Genomic DNA, 19,156 nt, shown 5'->3' on the forward strand with positions numbered 1-19,156 from the left:
CATGCATGTTGAAGTCTTCTTACGCTTCGTGACCTGATCCCAGCGAAGTCGTCATTCTTTGTCCGGCAACGCGACGCCGATCTTCTGCGCGGCGGCAAGCGCGCGGGGCGGCAACGGTGGTGGCGTCCGCCCCGGCGATACAGATGCTTGCTTGGCCGCGCCTGACATGAAGATGCGCTCAGGCAGGGCGAAGTGCCGTAGCACAAGCACATCCAGCGGTCCAGCGCCCGTCTCCGCGCGAAGTTGAACCGACAGCGGCGGCGTAAGACTCTGATCCGGCGTCCACGAGAGCAGATAACGCGCGTTATCTTGTTGCGAGACCTTCGCACGTTCGAGCAGACGAATCAGCGCGAAACGCCCTTGTGCGTACATGGTCGAGCGTACGCCGCCTGCCTCCGTTTGCCATTGAAGTTGTGCGGTGTTGTCCAGGACTTGCCCCGGCCATTCGAACGGCTCCCATTGCTCCATCTGATTGAAGTAGTGCAACTGTTGACCCGATGTCACCAGCGTCAAATCAGTGATGCCCGGCGTCGGCACGCCGCGTAGTTCATACCGCGCCCGCGCATCGCCAGAGGGAAACACGACCCTTGCTACGCGCGAGAGCTTGTTGAGCGCGACGAGAAACGCCGGATCAAGCATGAGCGTGCCTTGATTCACGCCTTGCGTGGCGACCCAGCGGTCGCCCTGACGTTCGATCACGCCCGCAAGCTGCGTCGTGACGAACTGCGCTATCACGCCGTTGTCCATGCGCATGAAGTGCGCCATATCGGGCAGCGATGCATCGTTGTCGGAGTCCGCAAACGGATAGCGGCCGCCGAAGCTGTGATTCCAGTCAGCAAGGATGGATGTGCGCCAGACTTCGTTCAGACTGGACGATGCCGGTTGCACGACCACTTGCCACGTCTGGTCAAGCGGGGCTTCGAAAAGCCGGCCGAAACCCGACCATTGTTCGCCCAAGCTCGCAGAGAGACGGCTCGCATAATCGCGACTATCGGCGATATCGGACGTTCTACCCTGTAGCACGGCTTGAGCGGCGACGCGCGACATGCCGTCGGGGTCGGGACTGGCCATCATTTGTTGCGTCTTCAAACGCATTGCGGTGACACGCTCAAGATAGCGAGCCAAGCTCAGATCGCTCACGAGTTGCAGCGTGGTTCTGGTGTTGGCGGGTGCGTTGCTTGCGAACTCGCTGCCAGTCAGACGCAGAATAGGACCGAACGCGCTTGCCAGCGGCAAAAGTGATGGCTGCATCTGCTTGGACGGGTCCTTTTCGTCCTTGCCTACAAGATGTTGCGCCTTCGAAATCAGAGCGTCCGATATTGATTGCGTCGATGCGTCCGCACTTGCCTGAAAAACGAGAGCGTTCATTAGTGCGACCAGCGGCGAGCGTTGCGGGTCGCCGAGCAGCGTCAATTGATCGACCGTGCCAGATAACGACGAAGCGTTTTGCCAGCGAATGCTGTTCAAAAACTGCTGCCACGCGCGCGCGTAGTCATCGAAGTAACGTTGACGGAGTTCGGTTTTGAGCGTTGACGGCGCGGTGTTATCAAGTTTCGCGTCAGACAGCACCCAGTCGCCCGTCACCGCGCGCTGTTCGCTCGCCTCATCGATCGCCTTTGGGATGCGTTCGTCCCACGCGGCACGCGTAAAAACGCCCGGAACAGTCGCGCTCGTGTTGAACAAGCCTCGGCTTGGGTGATCGCCGAGCAAGGTTGCCAACGTCATCGGCGGATATTTCGGTTTCGTCTCGTCGATGATCTGCTGATAGATCGCGTCTGTCGAATTCTGGATGCCGCGCACGCCGATGATCGTCTGCCGCGTCGCCGCGACAAGCGTGATCTCAGGCGCGATGGCTGACGCCGATCCGCGCTTAAGGTGCCTCGCGTAAAACCAGACGGCCTGTTGGCGCAAGTCTTCCCAAGTGCCCGCCGTCACTGACGCATTCTGCGGACGCGCTGGCGCATTCGTCGTCAGCAACTGTGTGGCGATAAACGACGCGTCGGCATGCTCGGGATGGGCGAGCATCAAATACGCCTTGAGCGTGTCGTACGCGGCCTGGACCTGTGTGTTGCCACCGCTGGCGATTTCGGCATCGGACAGGGAAGCGAGTTGCTGAAGGCGAGATTCGAGTCTTGCCTTGATCGGATCGATCAGTACGCGCGAGGCGACGCTTTGATAAACCGGGGAAAGCGCTTCATAAAGAGCGGCGTCACGGTTCAGGCCGAAACGAGCGAGCCACGGAGCGCCGAGCTGGCGGTGTATTTCAAGCGTGTCGAGTTGTTTGTCAAGAGCATCCAGGGCGAGCAAGGCTTGCGTCTGGTCGCGCGGCGAAGAAACCTTGCTCAACGTCGACGCAACGTCCCGCATGGTTGCGCGGTTCGACATGCCGGAAATTATCGAGCCGATAAACCATAGTACGGCGACAGCGCTGACGAGATATGCGGCAACACTCGACGACGAGAGGCCCACGCGCCTGCCGTAAGCTTTGCGACTGTGGTTCGCGATGGTTTGCCATAGCGTTCGATTCGACGCTTCGGGCACACCGGCGTGGTGGCGCGCGGCCTCGCGCGGATACTCTGTCGGTCCCGCGGGTATGTCCAGCGGTGTGAAGAAAAGCCCGCGAATAGCATCGTGCGACCGTGAAGCGCCTGTCACGAGATGCTTCAGCGATTCCCGTGCTTTGCTTATGTGCTGCGACAATTCCGCCAGATATCGATCTGCAGGGTTCTTCGACAGACGCATCACCCCGGCGTTTGCCAATTCGCCGCTGAGGTCATGTAGTGCCGAGCCGACGAAATCGGAAACCATACGCGAGTGCGACCAGGTAAGCCCGACCGGCGGCTCATCTGTATGAGACGGACTCGCCTGCAATGGCTCCGCATTCAGCAAATACACCGGAGCAGACCAGCGAAGCACGCGCGCGACACGTGCCAGCGCTTGCGAGACGCTTTGAACATCGAACATATCGTGGCCCGTCGCACGGGCGACGGTCAGTGCAACGACCGCGTCCACTGGACGGCGGCGGCGCAATCGGCGCAACGCGGCGAGATGCTGCACATCCGGGGCACTGTCTGTCTGCTTCGCGTAAAGAAGAACCGCGCCTCCCGCGCTGGCATACCCGAACTTGAAGAGCGTAGGCGCCACGCGCCGAACTACTTCCCCGTCGCCGACAACCAGGATCCAACGCTCGCGCCAACGCCAGCGCCAGCCGTGCTGCTCGACTAGCCATTGCCTGAGATCGCTGAAATCACCAACGCCTGGCTTCGTGGCCCCCTGCGCGGCGTCATCGGACGCACCGCCGTGTTTGAGCATCCAGTCTTTCACCGCGCGATAAGCCACGGCCGCACGCGACGCTTCGCTATAACTGAGCACGAGCCATAGCACGATGAAAATAGCGCACAGTGCTGCTATGACAGCTCCACGACTGTCAGCTGAGATCCCGACCCACTGAGGCCGTACCCAGACCAGCATGCCGGGCAAGATCACGAGGGATAGCGTGGCTAAAAAGTCTAGCTTGAATTTACGAGTCATTCGTCTTTCTGCTTATTACGGCTGTTTTGCACCACAGCCATGTGAAAGTGTTCGCCGGCGCTACGGGCGACGAGTTGCGGCGCGCTCAACCGGTCCGCTCTGTTCGCCCCGCACGCTACGGCGAGCCAGTCGGCCGATCTCCCCGCTCGTCCCACCGTGCCGTCGAGATTGAATTCCGTCAGCGGATCTTCGCCTGCCTCACGCACGCCAACGTGGCTCAGGGATGAGTGCAAAGGCCCGACCGATTCGCCGTCGAATCCGGTCATCCAGACCGACTCCAACGACGGCGCGTCGGCTCTTGCCCATTGCAGCGCATGTGTGAGCGCGCTGTCGAGATGGGTCCGCGCCGAATTCAACGGGCGATGCATGTGCGCGACGGGCATGAGTCGATGCTCGGCCGCTAATCCATGCGAGGCCACGAGAAGCGCGACGCCCGCCTCGGCCTCGCCTGCGTTGGGCGCTCCATCCAACATGCTCTGAAGCGATACCGAAATCAGCAGGACCGCGTAGAGATGCAAGGCGCCACTCGTATCGTCGAGCCATTGATCGACCGTCATCAGATCAACGGGCACTAGCGTGTACGTCGTTTCCGCCTGACGCAACTCATGACGCGCCCATATGCCTTCCCAGGTCGTTTTTGCGTCTGCCTCCCCGATATAGCCCCCGATATCGAGAAAGACGCGCAGCGGAAAATCATCCGGAAGCGACCCGAGACGGTCCGCAAGTTCGCCGATAAGTTGGTCGAAGAGCCAGGACAGCAGCAGGCCGTGGCGCTCCTTGTCGTCGACGGCGAAGAGCGCGTCGTCTGGTTGGAGCCACCGCGCCGTTACCGATGCGTCCTCCATGAGCTCCGATGGCTGAGCCTCGAGTGTCAACGCGTTTTCTTCTATCTTTGTCACGAGTTTCGCTGTCTCGTCATCCGTTACGCGGATGGCCGTGGCGAGCACGGCCATCGGAATGCTTTCGCGTGCGAACAACTTTTCGTTGTACCGCTTTCGTGCCTCATTCCAGTCCCGCGCATCGAGACACTGCCTCTCGTGAATGCTGAACCGACGTGAAACGACAAACGCGGCGAGGCCCGTTGGATATAGCAAAAGGCAAGTCCAGAACAAGGGCGTCTGCATTGGTTCCGCGCGCGGCCACAACGCCATCACGCCGAAGATTCCGGCGATAGCCAGGACGAAGAAGACCACCGTCCAGACGAACCTCGATGGCGGCTCGTCAGGTTCGGCGCGTTCCGGTGGAAGGTTATCCAGGTCCAGCGCCATGCTTAGCTTTTGCCGCTATTTGGAAGTGACGAGATCAGACGACAACCGCATTCGCAGCGGTCGTTGTGTTGCGCGATCTCCAAACCGTTATCGAAAGCCCCTGAGGTTGCCGAAGCAATACGGTTGTCACCGTGGCGGGGACATGTGACACGATCGTGCAGGCGCGCAACCGCGCGTCCCATGAAAACGCAGGTTGCTGAACCTTGCGTGACGGCGCCGTCGCCGGTATGGCTGTCGCCTATGCGAATAATTCCTGGCATGTCTGGTCCGAGGAGGAAATAATCAAGTGGTCATGGCTTACGCAACACATGGCCATGACCGCCACGTTCAAACACGGGCGGGAGGTCGCGGCGCGGGGTTCATGCCACGGTTGATCTGCGACGCGCGGCTCGCGTTCTCTTCCGTACGCTTGCGCGCTTTCTCCTCGGCCTCGTAGTCGGTCGAGCCGAACGCATCGACTCCGCGCAACCGGAAATAAAGCGAGGAAGACAGCACATGGTCCTGCCAGCTCGTGAGCATGGTGTCGTGCACGAGAAGATCGAACAGCGCCATGACCTTGGGCGGAAGCGGGTTCTTGCCCGACAGCCCCATCTTCCACGCCTGAACCAGGCTTTGCTGCTCGGCGCTGATCATCGCGTCCATGTGTTCCTCGATGATCGATGCGCCAAACTCCGGGTCCGCGTCATAAGGCTGTTCGCCGATCTGTACACCGGTGCGCGCTTGATTCACCGCGCGGCGCATGCCGGCCAAAACGGTGTCGCGTTGGATCATGTCCGTCGACTCCGCCTGGATACGCTCCCACACGCCGACCGACGGTCTCGCTTTCTCGGCGCTGGCGTCGCGCAACGCCTCCATTTCAGCGCTCCTTGCCGCCTCCATGCGGTTCTGCGCCTTGCCTAAGGTGATCGAATCCGGCACCGGAAATTGCTTGCGCAAGGCGAGATAAGCAGCAGTCGCGTCGTTGCGTTCCTTCAGAATGGCTTCATGCTTTGCAGCCAGCGCGTCGAACTGGTTGGTCACGGTGGCGCGAAATTCGGACGATGTATAGCGAACCGCCATCCAGCGTAAAAAGACCTGCATGTGATCGACAAAATTCAGACGCGCGACGTAGGGCACCATCTCACGGTAGGCCTTCATCAATTCCCAGATCTTGTACGTGTTCTGGCCGTCAGTGATGGGATTTGCCAAGGTGAATTTTTGGAATGTCTTAGGTTTAAACTTTGCCAAATCCTCCATGCAGTCCAATGCCCCGCCATAAGAAATTGCCTCGTTCAGCATGTCGCGCAGGACGACGCGCTGAAGCTCCGCGCGCGCGCCGAGCGATCCTGGCGGTGCGCCGCCAGTTATGTCTTCGCTGGTGCCGGGATAAAGATATTGCAGGCCGCGTGTATTTTCCAGGCTGTCGAGCCGTTGATAGAAGCGTAGTTCGTGCGCGGCGGCAAAGTGAACGCAGCGCTGAACTGCCTGCGGCACGCCAAGCATTTGGTCGCCGTAATTCTGTTTGATTGCCCCGATCAAGGGCACCATGCTGATCAGCGCATTCTCCTGGACCAACGACGACACCGCGTCGAGCAAACCGACGAACACGATCTCGATAGGAATCGTCGCGCCGTTCGGGTCTTTTGGAATCTTGTATTCCAGTATGGCTTCGCTCGGATGTTTGTATGTCGCGCTCAGGTCATTCAGCAAGGCCCTCGCAAGGACGCAACCGCGATCCGCGCCGAACACAGACACCTTGACGTGCTGGACCTTGGGCATCCTTGCCCTCGCGTCCTCAATCGCTTTCTCAAACTGGGTCTTGGCCGCCTGAAGGCGCGGCTCGACCCCGGTGCCCAAAAGCCGCGCGACCACTGAGTTGTCCCTGAGAACAGGAACCACGTCGAACGAACATTTGAACAGCTCGCCCGCCACTGCCCAGCCAACCTTCAACGGATTCTTCCTGAGATCGAAAAGGATTTGACGGCCGCTTTTCATCGCGTCCTTGGCGAGGATGCGCCCGGCCGCGCGGCCACGGTCGAGCACGGCGCCGGTCCTGAAGAAGCGCAAGACGCGTCCGGCATTGGTACGCAACGCCTTCGCCTCTTTGACGAGTCCATCGTATGCATCCACGACAGGGCGATAGGAATGCTCCTCCAAACCTTTTTTGAATCCGTCGATAATGGCGCTCTTCGGATCGAGCTTGAGACGGTCGATACCGGTGATTTTCTCGCCAATCTTCTTTGCGTTCGATACCTGACCTTGAGCCGCACTCAAGACCTTGCTCGTCAGCGCGGATACGATTTCGCCATCTCTGGCCTCTTTGTTGAGGTCCGTGCCCAGGCCGGAGTAGTAGAGCGGATACCAGAACTGATTCGGCAGGTCTTTTTTGCGTTCATCTTTGTTATCGCGGTACGCCTCCCAAAGTCGGCAGATATTGGAATATCGGGACGTCGATGGGTCATCATGGTCACGGTGTCGACCGAATCCATCAAAAAAGAAGCCGATATGAATTACCGCACCGCATGGGATGCAGTCATCGGAAGGATAAGCCTTCGTGTTGGCGCCAATTGCGTCCAGCACTTCAAGAGGCGTGCGATCTGCGGGATCGGTTTTGTTCGTATTAGCCATTCTTACTTCCACCTGCGGCATGGATAAACTTGTTGCTCTTAATCTCGCGCACAACATCTGCAGGCAGCCTCTGCATTGCAAGACCAAACGCTCCGGGCTTGCCCTTCGACTCCATGACGATGCGCTGCACCGCCGGGTGTTCGTCAAACTTCGGATTGACGAGCAACGTGTAGTACACGTACTGCTCAAGATCGACCGAGTCGGTGAAGCGGTATTTCAGCCAGCCTTGAACAGCCACACGCGTGGTTCGACGGTAGGCGGCAGCCCAGTCAAGATCGTCTGGATTTGCAGCCTTGCCGTATTTCGTTTTAAACCAATGATGTACTTCAGCATAGTCAAATCGAGAGCCGCTAAAGTCATTGCGAAACTCGAATTCGACATGGTCGTCTGGATAGAAGTGCACAGCCAAGACGTCGTTGCCGGCCCGGTCAGACCTCTTCACAGGATCAAGATGAACCGTGGTTACTTTTTTGATCTCCTTTATGGGTGCGTACAGGTCCTTTACGGCCTCGTCCGCGTCATAGACTTGCCACTCGACCGTGAACTCCGTTCCCTTTAGCTTGTAGCAGCAGCTTATTCTTCCTTCGCCTGACCCTGGCGGCAGATCCCCGCCTCCACTGGCTCGATTCCCGTATTTGTCACGGACCACAAACTCCGTCAGGTTGTACGGCGTGTAATTCATACCCTCCGCGCTCAACCCGCCATACACTGGCTCAGAAGAAAAGAAGTCGCAGCCCGCAAGAAAGACGGTTGCCACAAGCAAAAAAAAGATGTGTTTCATCAAACTTGAAAGGTTCATTCGTATGCGCATGATTGCGTTAGTTCACCATTCCACCAGATAGATAGGGCAATACTTTTGGTTGCAACAACCGCGTTCAACCAGCGACGCCGCACGCGGTTAGCAAGATCAAATTGAATCGGCTTGGCCAACTTTGCTTCCGTTTGCCACATGATCGAATTTGTTGCTCTTAATCTCGCGCACAACATCTACAGGCAGCTTCTGCATCGCAAGACCAAACGCTCCGGGCTTGCCCTTCGACTCCATGACGATGCGCTGCACCGCCGGGTGTTCGTCAAATTTCGGATTGACGAGCAACGTGTAGTACACGTACTGCTCAAGATCGACAGTGTCGGTGAAGCGGTATTTCAGCCAGCCTTGAACAGCCACACGCGTGGTTCGACGGTAGGCGGCAGCCCAGTCAAGATCGTCTGGATTTGCAGCCTTGCCGTATTTCGTTTGAAACCACTCATCGACCTTTCCATATTCGAATCGAGAGCCGCTAAAGTCATTGCGAAACTCGAATTCGACATGGTCGTCTGGATAGAAGTGCACAGCCAAGACGTCGTTGCCGGCTCGGTCAGACCTCTTCACAGGATCAAGATGAACCGTGGTTACTTTCTTGATCTCTTTTATGGGTGCATAGATGTCTTTAGAGAATTCTTCCATGTCATAGACCTGCCACTCGACCGTGAACTCCGTTCCCTTTAGCTTGTAGCAGCAGCTTATTCTTCCTTCGCCTGACCCTGGCGGCAGATCGCCGCCTCCACTGGCTCGATTCCCATATTTGTCACGGACCACAAACTGCGTCAGGTTGTACGGCGTGTAGTTCATACCCTCCGCGCTCAACCCGCCATACACTTGACCTGCCCGTTTTTCTAAGACCACTGCGTTCTAGCAATAACGGCTTGGGTTGAATTGGTTTCTAAGCGCTGGCGATACGCCAGCGGCGTGTCGTAGTTCAAGCTCGAATGCGGTCGAACCTCGTTGTAATGCCGTCGCCAGTCGTCAATCACGATCTTGGCTTCAATCCGATTGCGAAACCATTCCATAGCAAGACATTCGTCACGGAATTTACCGTTGAAGCTTTCGTTCGTGCCGTTCTGCCATGGCTTGCCGGGATCGATTAACGCCGATTCGATCTTCTCCGATACCACCCACTTGAGCAACGCTGCGCTGACGAATTCGGGGCCGTTGTCGCTTCGCATATAGCGTGGCGCGCCGTGAACGCTGATTAGCTTGCTCAGCACCTCAATGACTCTGGCCGATCGGATCGAGCCAGACACATCTATGGCCAAACATTCACGCGTGTACTCGTCGACGACCGTCAGACACTTCAGTTGCTGGCCGTTGGCACACGCGTCAAAGACGAAATCGTAACTCCATACGGCGTTGCGAGCGCTCGGAGCAAGCGGTCGAGGACGCGAACCGGCAACGCGGCGTCGGCGTCGTTTGCGAGGCACTTGAAGACCGGCTTGCGCCCACAACCGGCTGCACCGCTCCTTGCCGATGACGATCCCTTCGCGGCCCAGCATGATGCGGATGCGCCGCGAGCCGAAGCGGGGATAATCACCCGAGAGGCGTCGCATCATCTCCACGATCGGGCCGTTCTTGCCCGGCATGAGGCTGATGTAACCGAGATTGGCGCGACTGACGTGAATCAGCGCACACGCACGTCGTTGGCTCAGCCCGCGCGAAATGGCATAGCGGGCTTGCTCGCGGCGTGCCTGTGCGCTTACCATTTTTTTGCGGAAATCTCCCTCATGACCTCGATTTCCAGGTCACGCTCCGCCACGAGCTTCTTCAGTCGATTGTTCTCGAGCTCTAACGCCTTCAATCGCTTGACGTCGTAACTGACCATTTCGCCAAATCGCTTGCGCCACGCGTAAATCGACGCGTCGCTGACACCGTGTCGCTTTGCCACCTCGGCAATCGGCGCACTGTCCGCCTCCCGCAAGATCCGAACAATCTGCTCATCGCTGTATCGACTCTTCTTCATGACGCGCTCCGTATGGATGCGCCGTTATCCTAGATCAATTCGGTCTCAAGTTACCGGGGCAGGTCACACTGGCTCAGAAGAAAAGAAGTCGCAGCCCGCAAGAAAGACGGTTGCCACAAGCAAAAAAAAGATGTGTTTCATCAAACTTGAAATGTTCATTCGTATGTGCATGATTGCGTTAGTTCACCATTCCACCAGATAGATAGGGCAAGCACTTTTGCTTGCAACAACCGCGTTCAACCAGCGACGCCGCACGCGGTTAGCAAGATCAAATTGAATCGGCTTGGCCAACTTTGCTTCCGTTTGCCAAATGATCGAATTTGTTGCTCTTAATCTCGCGCACAACATCTGCAGGCATCTTCTGCATTGCAAGACCAAACGCTCCGGGCTTGCCCTTCGACTCCATGACGATGCGCTGCACCGCCGGGTGTTCGTCAAATTTCGGATTGACGAGCAACGTGTAGTACACGTACTGCTCAAGATCGACGGAGTCGGTGAAGCGGTATTTCAGCCAGCCTTGAACAGCCACACGCGTGGTTCGACGGTAGGCGGCAGCCCAGTCAAGATCGTCTGGATTTGCAGCCTTGCCGTATTTCGTCTGAAACCACTCATCGACCTCTCCATAGTCAAATCGAGAGCCGCTAAAGTCATTGCGAAACTCGAATTCAACATGGTCGTCTGGATAGAAGTGCACAGCCAAGACGTCGTTGCCGGCTCGGTCAGACCTCTTCACAGGATCAAGATGAACCGTGGTCACTTTTTTGATCTTTTTTATGGGCGCATAGATGTCTTTAGAGAATTCTTCCATGTCATAGACTTCCCACTCGACCGTGAACTCCGTTCCCTTTAGCTTGTAACAACAACTCAAACTTCCTTCGCCTGACCCTGGCGGCAGATCGCCGCCTCCACTGGCTCGATTCCCATATTTGTCACGGACCACAAACTCCGTCAGGTTGTACGGCGTGTAGTTCATACCCTCCGCGCTCAACCCGCCATACACTGGCTCAGAAGAAAAGAAATCGCAGCCCGCAAGAAAGACGGTTGCCAGGGCCGAAAAAAGGAAATGCCAGAACAACCTTGATAGGTTCATTCGTTTGTAGCCCATTGGCTTATCTCATCAATTCAGTGTGCGTCGCGAGGGCAAGCACGTATCAAGAACACAAGTCACGGAATCCATACGGCAAACCCGTAACCGCTCAACTCTCCGCCACCTGTTTAATCACGTCAGGAGTAAGTCCGCTCAAAGCCTCCCGATGCGATATCTCGCCGTTTCGCGCTCGTTGCAGACGCTCCTGAATCACCGGATGCTCGTCGAAACGAGGCGAAAGCACGATGCCCTTCGAGACGTAATTCAGGAAGTCGTCTTTCTCTCTTAGACGATAGCGGCTGGCTCGTTCGAGTTGCTCGGTGACAAGCAGGTACAGCGCAAAATCGCTCTTCTCGTCGAGCCTCACGCCATACATTTCGCGCAATTGCATCGCGAGTTTGTCCGCATGGCCAAGCGCAAATAATCGCGCGTGCTGATCCGACGACAGAAGTAATGGCGCATCCGCTCGCGCTGGCTTCGAAGCCCCATCGCTCCGCCAGACGATCTCGCCTTGATCGCGATTTCGAAACCAGATTTCCCTGCAGGGCGCGATAAAACAATATGCCTGCTCGTCGGTCCAGACGCTTCGAATACGCGCAAGAATGCGGTTGTCGTAAAAGTGCAGAAAGTACTCGCGCTTGTCGGGTATCGCGTAACGCGTGTAGTGTTTCAAATGCTCATCCAGCTCTGTCAACGAAAGAGGTGACCAGATCCAGGTGAGCATGAATCCCGAGGCGCCTTCCATCCAGATGCGTCGAGCAAGTCGGCCCGCCAGCTCTTGCGGGTCGTCAAGCGCCAGGCGTTCGACATGAATCAAATACGGTGCGATATCCGTATAGGAGTCGAGCACGGAACCATGCCAAAGCGAAGTCCAAGCGAGGCCTTTTACTTTCGGAAATAGCTTGTCGATTCCCGGGCTGCCACGAGTATCCACGAGCAGATATAGATTGACGGATTGCTCGTGCATGAACGAATCGAATTGAGCCAGCAGCCGATGTCGCCATTGCTCCCAATCCATATCGGCATCTTGCGCGGAAGGTGTCGCGATCATGTTTTCCATCACGCCACCTCGGTCATTGCTTCGACGCCGCGGTGCGCATCCATCAGACACTGCTTGCACGGGCCAATCGGCATTTCGGGCATGGGGAGCGACAGATTGCCGGGGCCTGACCAGTTGAAGCTGCCGCACTTGAGCAGAATGCTGCCTGGTGCGCCCAGTTCGATGTTGCCGCCTTCAATCTTGATATAAGCTCCGCCGCTCGTGAGCGTGAGCGCGCCTTTCGACTGTGCCGTAACAGCGCCGTCGATGCTGTTGAAGTGCATGTCCTTCGACGCGGACAGCTCCATGCCGCCTGTGCGTGCATGAACCACGATATCCTGCTTGGCAGCGGTCAGCCGCATGCCCTGAGACTGCGCAAAGAGTGACACCTGGCGACCTGCTGCCACCGTGAAATTGCGCATTACGCCGATATCGGCGTTGCCACCGGCAGTAGCAATCAAGTTTTGGTCTGCATTCAACTGCAGGTGTTCACCCGACGTGATCCCGATGCCCGAAGGGCCGCTCATGAGCACGACGGACTGTTTGAGCCCGTCGAGTGCGTCGCTAAAGAGCGCTTTCTGCTTCTGCAGGTCAGCGACTACGGCTTCGGCCGACTGCACAGCCTGGTTCAGCAACTCGATGCGCTCGATCGCGCGCTTCAACTGCTCTTGCGCCGCAGCCATGTCGAGTTGCGCGCCCGTAGCTTTCCTTTGCACTTCGGCCGTCAGCAGCAGACCCTTTCCGCCTCTCACCGCTATATGCTCATCCGAGCGTAACTCTGCGCCGCGACCGCGCTCCTTGCGCCCTTCGTCGACCATATGCCCGAGATTGAGCTCGCTGGTCTGATACGGCGTGGTCAGGTGGATATGCTCGACCCCCGCCTTGTCCTCCATGCGCAACTCATTCTCCGCAGCCGAGCGGATAATATTTCGCGTGTGATTGAGGTTATTGACGAGGTCCGGATTGAGGCTGTCATGCAACGCGCCTACGATGATTGGTCTGTTTGGATCTTGTGCCGTAAAAACCAGCGCCACCTCGGTTCCGTCGATCAGCGGCATGTGATGACCGTAGTTAGGTCCCGCATACGGCCGTGCCATCCGGATAGGGCGACTGCGTCCACCCGGACTCCACTCGTCCAAATCGAACGGCATCTTCGTGACGTACAGGCCCTTCTCCGTGAGATAGCTGTACTTGTACTTGCCTGGAGAATCTATCCGCGCGGGAAGAGTTCCTGCGATCTTCGGTCGCTCGATCTTGTCGATGCTCGTGCGCCATCTCCGATCTGCGGGAATCGCCCGGAAAGCGCACCAATACGACGTACCGCGTCCACCTCCGCAGCGTACCGACGTGACAAAGAGACCATGCGGCGCGTCCTTCGGATTCACGTCCAGACGCATTACCTCACCTGCCTCGAGGGAGAACGGATTGCCTCGACCTGAATAGCTGATCTGCTCCGCCAGATGCGCCTCATGACGAATCAGCGCAATCGTCTTGCCTTCTTCTTGCGTCTCATAGTGTTCGCCCCAATGGTTGTCCACGCCATCAGTGGTTTTATCGGCAGGCGCGGCATTGGACTCGACTAGCAATGAGACATCCGCTTGCCGATGGTTGTAATCGTCGAGCTGAATTGCTTCGGGCACGCGCCGGGTGATCGTTTTGAGCGAACGAAGCGATTCCGCACCCGCGCTTTCCAAACCGGAATGAAGACGATAAGGAACGACGCGCTGTTTGCGCGCGTAGGCATCGAGATCGTCGCCGAAAATCATGGCGGTACCATTGGACTTCTGCTCGAAGCGAAACCACAGCCCTTCCTCTGCGCAAAGTCGCTGAATGAAGGCGAACGTCGTCTCGTGATATTGAGTCACGTACTCGCGGCGCTTGTATTTGCCGCGAAGCTTCATAAAATCGAAATCCACGCCAAGGCGATAGCCGTAGTGGCGCAATGTATCGGTGATGATTTCCACGACGGATTGCATCTGGAACAGCCTGCTTTTGCGGGCGCGGGCGAGATCCGCGATCCTGGGGACGAGCACGACGCGGTAACGCGTCTCGTCGGCGGACATTCCGAGTTGCTCAAAGCGGCAGATCATCCCGTGCGTGACGTACGACTTCGGCATCTTGCTAAAGTCCTTCCAGCGCTCACCGAACATTCTTTGCAGATACCCTTGATCGGGATCAACAGGATCGATGGTAAATGTCGCTGGTCGGCCGACGCCTTGGTCCATTGGAATATCGGCGACCGGGCTCGTGAAATCTATTTGATATTCATAGAGCTCACTGACGCTCGCTTTGCCGGAAAATCTAAGCACGGAGACGGGAAAGGACTGCGGCTTGAGTTGTAGCGTATAGGCCTGACTTGGCAATACCATCGACATCTAAATACATCTCCTATGAATCTCTTTTGATGCGCACGACATTTCGATCCAGCGTTTCGGCATCCTGATCGCACTGCGTAGTTCTTTGCCCTGAGATCGACGAATCGCTAGTCGAACTCAATTCAGGCCAGTAAGGAATTGTTGCCGAAAAAATCGCTGCTCGTGCGCAGCCAATCTCTCCGCAATGCGATGCTCGACTATAAGAATTTCTGCAGATTCATCGACTTAACAAGCCATTTGGATATCGATGCAGTATTCTATTTTTAGGAGTTTTCTGATGACCCAAAGGGCTTTCTCGCTGATACATCGGCCACATCTTTACCGAGGCTGCAGTCAGTCACGCGCCCAAAGAAGGCCGCCGTCAGAGCTTCCACCGACGGCGGTCATGTGACTTCCTAACGCGATCCTCGCACGCGCGCCATAACAGGCAACACTCGTCTCACAACTTCGTCACCTGCAACATCGCATCAGCAAACTCCCTCGGCGCTTCCTGCGGAAAGTTGTGTCCGACACCCCCGCCCAGCGTGCGATGCACATACTTGCCCGTAAACTTCTTCGCATACGCAGCAGGTTCGGGATGCGGCGCGCCGTTGGCATCGCCTTCCAGCGTGATGGTGGGCACGGAGATGGTCGGGCCTGCCGCAAGACGCTGTTCGAGCGCGTCGTATTGCGCTTCGCCCTGTACAAGCCCGAGCCGCCAGCGATAGTTATGAATGACCACCGCGACATGGTCCGGGTTCTGGAACGATGCGGCCGAGCGTTCGTACGTGGCATCGTCGAAATTCCACTTCGGTGACGCAAGCTGCCAGATCAGCTTGTTGAAGGCATCGCGATTGGCCGCATAACCCAGCGCGCCACGCTCCGTCGAGAAATAGTACTGATACCACCACTGGAACTCCGCCTTGGGCGGCAGCGGCTTTTTGTTCGCCTCCTGACTGCCGATGAGATACCCGCTCACCGACACCAGCGCCTTCACGCGCTCCGGCCACAATGCAGCGATGCAATCTGCCGTGCGCGCACCCCAGTCGTAACCACCGAAGATGGCCTGCTCGATCTTGAGCGCATCCATGAGCGCGACGATATCCACCGCTGTCACGACCTGTTGACCGTTGCGCACGGTATCGGCGGAAAGGAAGCGCGTGGAGCCATAGCCACGCAGATACGGCACGATCACGCGATAACCGGCCGCGGCCAGAATAGGCGCAACCTCGGCATAGCTGTGGATGTCGTAAGGCCAGCCATGCAGCAGAAACACGACCGTGCCATTGGCGGGCCCGAGTTCCGCATAGCCGACGTTGAGCTTGCCCGCATCGATCTGCCTGATCGGGCCAAACGACGCGCCCGCGCTCGTCGCTCTAACAGTGGACGATTGCGCCTTCGCGAACGTGCTGAAGCCGAAGTCCGCAAGGGCGACGCTTGCAAGCGTCGTCCCAAGCATAAGACGACGCCGTTGATTGACGGGTTCTGACATACCAGACCTCCTTATCGATTGGTTCGGGGATTTTCGTGGGTCCACTTGAAGAGTGGCCTCGACGGTTTTATATCCCAGCCGATCAGGAGCGATGTATCTCAGTGTATCCGTCCATTCAATCTACACATCGCGATTCAAAAGCGCGGAATACTCAGCGCTTTTTGTAGTTTGCAAACACCTCTTTGCGGATGGAGCCATGCACGCCCCAGTTCGCATCGACAACCTGCGTCACGCCGAAATCCGCCGCCACGGACATGAGCGCGATGGCCTCGTCTTCGCTCAGTCCATGAACCGTCATCAGGAAGCGCCGCAGTTTGCGAAAGGCATCGCGCATGGCACGGTCGAGGCTCGCGTGTTGCGCGACTTCGAGTTGCGCGTTGGCGCCGAGTTCGGCGAGATAGTTCGGAAACGTAAAGCCATACACGGACCATTGCTGATCCGTTTCGAGCAGCGGATGCGTCAGTCCTTCGAGCAACGTGCCTTCGAGATCCGCCTGCTTGTGCAGGATGAATTCGAAGTCACCCGTGAGCGACGTTTCAATGGCCGTGCCGCCGAGTTCGCTGTCGCCTTGCGCCGCGTGCGGATCGCCGACTGAAAACAGCGCGCCCGCAACGGCCACCGGGTAATACATCTTCGAACCCTTGCCGATACGCCAGTCGTCGATATTGCCGCCGGTATAGCTCGGAGGAATCGAGCTGACATAGTCCGCTTCGGCGGGCGCCACGCCCATGGTGCCGAAATGTAGCCGCGCCGGCACGCGTATGTCGGGCAGGATGTTCTCGCGCTTCTTCACCAGCCGATGATCCACCTGCACGCCAGGATAATCGATGGTCGCATGCACGATGCCGTCCGGGTCGGTCTGCGGCGTCCACACATAGTTGTAGACGGCGCGCGCATACGGCTCGCCGGAAGTATCGAGTTCGAAGATCGTCACGACTTCGCGCGGCTTCGGCTCCTCGATCAGATCGTGATACTGAAAGCCCCACGACGCCGCCACGTTCGAGCCGAAGCATTTGCCCGCATGACACGCGTTGCAACTCGGGCGCGGCCGTACATCGAGGATGCGCACTTCGAGTACATCGCCGGGTTCGGCGCCTTCTATCTCGACAGGCCCGGTCAGCAGATGCACGCCGACGCCTTCGCCATCGCCCAGTTTGAACGGACCTTCTGTCGGGCCAGCGCCGCGCCGCGATACGCCCTTGTGCTCGCGCGTCCATTCGAACACGCTCTGCGCGCCGGGGTCGCCCGCGACCATGCGCTCGTGGTCGTCGTTGGCATGATGCGTCAGCGTTTCGATGGTGGCGCGGTCGCCCGACTTGAGCGTGAGACGCGGCTCTACCCGTTTGCTGAAGTATCCCCAATGCACGGTGGATGATGAAACGGGCAGCGTGTAATGCTTCATTGAATCGTCCTCGGCTTTAGGGTTTTAATGCACCGTTTCGAGCGTGCTGCCCGCGCCCATCACGTTGAGAAAGCGCGCAGTCAGCGGATGATGCGGATGCGTCAACACCTGATGCGCCGGCCCTTCCTCGACCACCGTTCCGCCGCTCAAGAACACCACGCGGTCGGCCACTTCATCGGCGAAGCGCAACTGATGCGTCGAGATGATCATGGTGAGGCCGTCGTCGAGCGCGAGACGGCGGATCACCTCGAGCACTTCGCCGACCAGTTCGGGATCGAGCGCGGATGTCGGCTCGTCGAGCAGCAGCACGCGCGGGTTCGGCGCAAGCGCACGCGCTATGGCCACACGCTGTTGCTGGCCACCCGACAGATGACGCGGCAAGGCATCCGCGCGATGCACGAGGCCCACGCGTTCGAGCAAGGCATCGGCGCGACGGTTGGCATCGGCGAGCGTTGCGCCGTGCACCCATACGAGCGGCAAGGCAATGTTCTCGCGCGCCGTCAGATGACTGAACAGATTGAATTGCTGAAACACCATGGCGACGCCGAGACTCGCACGTTCTCGCGCCAGCTCGCGCGGATTCATTCGCCGCCCGTCATCGCGAAAGCCGAGACGGCGGCCCCCCACGCGTATCTCGCCTTCGCTCCATTGTTCCAGATGGTTGATGCAGCGAAGCAGCGTGCTCTTGCCCGAACCGCTCGGCCCGAGCAACGCGACGACTTCGCCGGAGCGGATGTCGAGGTCGAAGCCATTCAGCACGGCCTGTTCGCCGTAACGCTTGTGAACGCCACTGATCTGCACGGCCACGCCGTTGCGGGCCAGCGCGTCGTAGCGGCACGCGCGTTCGGCGGGCGTAATCGGCGCGAAGACGGGTGGCAAGTCGCCGGGACTCGCGGGTTTCGGCGCGGGCGCGGGTTTGCGTCGTCCCCAGAAACCGCCGCCCGTGCTCGCGCGATCCAGATCGAGCGCTCGTTCGATCATCAACTGAATGGCTGCAATAGCGCCCGTGAGACACAGATACAAAAGCCCCGACGCGAAGAAGATCGAAAAGAAGTCGAACGTGGACGATGCAAGCTGCGTGCTACGCAAGGTCAGTTCGCCGACCGAGATCACCGACGCCAGCGACGAGTTCTTCAGTGCGCTGACCGTTTCGTTGCCAAGCGCGGGGATCATCGAACGAATCGCCTGTGGCGCGATGATTCTGCGCATCAGCACGCCCGGCGTCATGCCGAGCGCCTGCCCCGCGAGTGTTTGTCCGCGATCCACGCCGAGCACGCCCGAGCGGAATATCTCGGCGATGAACGGCGCTTCGTTCGCGGCGAGCGCGAGGCCCGCCGCGCCGATCGCGCTCAGTTTGATGCCGATATGCGGCAAGGCATCGTAGGCGAACACCAGTTGCAGAATCAGCGGCGTGCCGCGAAAGATCACCGTGTAGCCGCGCGCGATCGCCGCGAGCGGCCCGATACGGCTCAGTTGCATGGCCGCGAGCACGAGTCCCAGCACGAGGCCGCCCGCGAGTCCCAGCAAGGTCACGGCGATCGTGAAGCGGATGCCGTCGAGAAGATACGGCAGGCCGAGATAGTGAAGGAACAGGTCCAT

The 19,156-nt window shown here is 58.2% G+C and carries 14 protein-coding genes; all 14 read right to left on the reverse strand.

The features are described from left to right. Positions 1-51: 51 nt before the first annotated feature. Complete coding sequence (locus ACYQ47_RS13110) at positions 52-3,531, reverse strand: ImcF-related family protein (RefSeq protein ID WP_459905622.1); 3,480 nt, start codon at positions 3,529-3,531, stop codon at positions 52-54. Then, positions 3,528-4,799 (reverse strand): hypothetical protein, encoded by a 1,272-nt coding sequence (locus ACYQ47_RS13115; protein ID WP_459905623.1) that lies wholly within the window; start codon positions 4,797-4,799, stop codon positions 3,528-3,530. The genes ACYQ47_RS13110 and ACYQ47_RS13115 overlap by 4 nt, the downstream gene beginning before the upstream one ends. A gap of 2 nt (positions 4,800-4,801) precedes the next feature. Next, on the reverse strand, positions 4,802-5,059 hold the full coding sequence (locus tag ACYQ47_RS13120) for a PAAR domain-containing protein (protein ID WP_459905624.1): 258 nt from the start codon (positions 5,057-5,059) through the stop codon (positions 4,802-4,804). A 67-nt stretch (positions 5,060-5,126) separates the two neighbouring features. Further along, positions 5,127-7,406, reverse strand: a complete 2,280-nt coding sequence (locus ACYQ47_RS13125; protein WP_459905625.1) for a hypothetical protein — start codon at positions 7,404-7,406, stop codon at positions 5,127-5,129. Then, positions 7,399-8,187, reverse strand: coding sequence for a DUF3304 domain-containing protein (locus ACYQ47_RS13130; RefSeq protein ID WP_459905626.1), 789 nt, complete (start codon positions 8,185-8,187; stop codon positions 7,399-7,401). The genes ACYQ47_RS13125 and ACYQ47_RS13130 overlap by 8 nt, the downstream gene beginning before the upstream one ends. 126 nt (positions 8,188-8,313) lie before the next feature. Continuing rightward, a complete protein-coding gene (locus ACYQ47_RS13135) occupies positions 8,314-9,018 on the reverse strand; it encodes a DUF3304 domain-containing protein (RefSeq protein ID WP_459905627.1) in 705 nt (234 codons plus the stop codon). A 44-nt stretch (positions 9,019-9,062) separates the two neighbouring features. Further along, positions 9,063-10,183 (reverse strand): IS3 family transposase gene (locus ACYQ47_RS13140; protein ID WP_459904298.1). Its coding sequence is split into 2 segments (ribosomal slippage): positions 9,063-9,925 and positions 9,925-10,183, totalling 1,122 coding nucleotides; the frame shifts between segments, so codons are not numbered across the junction. A gap of 63 nt (positions 10,184-10,246) precedes the next feature. Beyond that, positions 10,247-10,354 (reverse strand): lipoprotein, encoded by a 108-nt coding sequence (locus ACYQ47_RS13145; protein ID WP_459905628.1) that lies wholly within the window; start codon positions 10,352-10,354, stop codon positions 10,247-10,249. Between the two features lie 97 nt (positions 10,355-10,451). Next, complete coding sequence (locus ACYQ47_RS13150; RefSeq protein ID WP_459905629.1) at positions 10,452-11,288, reverse strand: DUF3304 domain-containing protein; 837 nt, start codon at positions 11,286-11,288, stop codon at positions 10,452-10,454. Between the two features lie 91 nt (positions 11,289-11,379). Then, positions 11,380-12,330 (reverse strand): DUF4123 domain-containing protein, encoded by a 951-nt coding sequence (locus ACYQ47_RS13155; protein ID WP_459905923.1) that lies wholly within the window; start codon positions 12,328-12,330, stop codon positions 11,380-11,382. Beyond that, positions 12,330-14,684 carry a type VI secretion system Vgr family protein gene (locus tag ACYQ47_RS13160; RefSeq protein ID WP_459905630.1) on the reverse strand — a complete coding sequence of 785 codons (2,355 nt, stop codon included), beginning with the start codon at positions 14,682-14,684 and terminating at the stop codon, positions 12,330-12,332. The genes ACYQ47_RS13155 and ACYQ47_RS13160 overlap by 1 nt, the downstream gene beginning before the upstream one ends. Positions 14,685-15,123: 439 nt before the next feature. Further along, entirely contained in the window at positions 15,124-16,155 is a 1,032-nt protein-coding gene (locus ACYQ47_RS13165; protein ID WP_250468052.1) for an alpha/beta fold hydrolase, read from the reverse strand. Between the two features lie 151 nt (positions 16,156-16,306). Then, positions 16,307-17,557, reverse strand: a complete 1,251-nt coding sequence (locus ACYQ47_RS13170) for an acetamidase/formamidase family protein (RefSeq protein ID WP_244831831.1) — start codon at positions 17,555-17,557, stop codon at positions 16,307-16,309. 24 nt (positions 17,558-17,581) lie between these two features. Next, positions 17,582-19,156 (reverse strand): amino acid ABC transporter permease/ATP-binding protein, encoded by a 1,575-nt coding sequence (locus ACYQ47_RS13175; protein ID WP_459905632.1) that lies wholly within the window; start codon positions 19,154-19,156, stop codon positions 17,582-17,584.

The organism is Caballeronia sp. HLA56, assembly GCF_054655155.1.

Excerpts from the sequence above, each read along its gene's own strand:
- ACYQ47_RS13110 (WP_459905622.1), bottom strand. The coding sequence starts at position 3,531 with ATGACTCGTAAATTCAAGCTAGACTTTTTAGCCACGCTATCCCTCGTG.
- ACYQ47_RS13175 (WP_459905632.1), bottom strand. The coding sequence starts at position 19,156 with ATGGACCTGTTCCTTCACTATCTCGGCCTGCCGTATCTTCTCGACGGC.
- ACYQ47_RS13150 (WP_459905629.1), bottom strand. The coding sequence starts at position 11,288 with ATGGGCTACAAACGAATGAACCTATCAAGGTTGTTCTGGCATTTCCTT.
- ACYQ47_RS13145 (WP_459905628.1), bottom strand. The coding sequence starts at position 10,354 with ATGCACATACGAATGAACATTTCAAGTTTGATGAAACACATCTTTTTT.
- ACYQ47_RS13135 (WP_459905627.1), bottom strand. The coding sequence starts at position 9,018 with ATGAACTACACGCCGTACAACCTGACGCAGTTTGTGGTCCGTGACAAA.
- ACYQ47_RS13160 (WP_459905630.1), bottom strand. The coding sequence starts at position 14,684 with ATGTCGATGGTATTGCCAAGTCAGGCCTATACGCTACAACTCAAGCCG.
- ACYQ47_RS13120 (WP_459905624.1), bottom strand. The coding sequence starts at position 5,059 with ATGCCAGGAATTATTCGCATAGGCGACAGCCATACCGGCGACGGCGCC.
- ACYQ47_RS13125 (WP_459905625.1), bottom strand. The coding sequence starts at position 7,406 with ATGGCTAATACGAACAAAACCGATCCCGCAGATCGCACGCCTCTTGAA.
- ACYQ47_RS13170 (WP_244831831.1), bottom strand. The coding sequence starts at position 17,557 with ATGAAGCATTACACGCTGCCCGTTTCATCATCCACCGTGCATTGGGGA.
- ACYQ47_RS13130 (WP_459905626.1), bottom strand. The coding sequence starts at position 8,187 with ATGAAACACATCTTTTTTTTGCTTGTGGCAACCGTCTTTCTTGCGGGC.
- ACYQ47_RS13155 (WP_459905923.1), bottom strand. The coding sequence starts at position 12,330 with ATGGAAAACATGATCGCGACACCTTCCGCGCAAGATGCCGATATGGAT.
- ACYQ47_RS13165 (WP_250468052.1), bottom strand. The coding sequence starts at position 16,155 with ATGTCAGAACCCGTCAATCAACGGCGTCGTCTTATGCTTGGGACGACG.
- ACYQ47_RS13115 (WP_459905623.1), bottom strand. The coding sequence starts at position 4,799 with ATGGCGCTGGACCTGGATAACCTTCCACCGGAACGCGCCGAACCTGAC.